At 74.4% G+C, this 402-nt stretch carries 1 pseudogene; it reads right to left on the reverse strand.

Annotation, left to right across the window (positions count from 1 at the left end):
• Window positions 1-402: pseudogene (locus tag D7V77_RS42875) on the reverse strand (hypothetical protein); the annotation flags it as partial.

A 402-nucleotide genomic window follows, 5' to 3' on the forward strand; every position in this document is an offset into this window, starting at 1 on the left:
ATCCAACCCGGCACGCCGCGCGAAGAGGTAGCCGCGCCGCCGGGCAAAGCGCGCCCAATCGCCCAGGATGGCGGCCGGAATCGCCATCGGCCCCATGCCGACGGCCGCCAGCGGCAGCATGCCGCCGCGCACGCGCGCCACCGCCAAGGGAATCCGCACCTGCAGCAGCCACGCGAGCTGCGGACGGGTCAGCGGCCCACGCCACGGCCAGAGCCGCGCATTCGCCAGCGACACCGCCACGTGCACCAGCGCATCCGCATGCACGATGTGCGGCGCCAGGCCCGCCAGCTGCCCGCCCGCGCTGTGGCCGAGCACCACCAGCCTGCGTCCGCTGCAGCCCTCGGGGACGAGCGTGTCGTGCACCCATTTCAGCACCGCGTCGATGTCGTGCCGGCCCCAGTC

The organism is Corallococcus sp. CA041A, from assembly GCF_003612075.1.
In the GTDB taxonomy this organism is placed as follows: Bacteria; Myxococcota; Myxococcia; order Myxococcales; family Myxococcaceae; genus Corallococcus; species Corallococcus exiguus.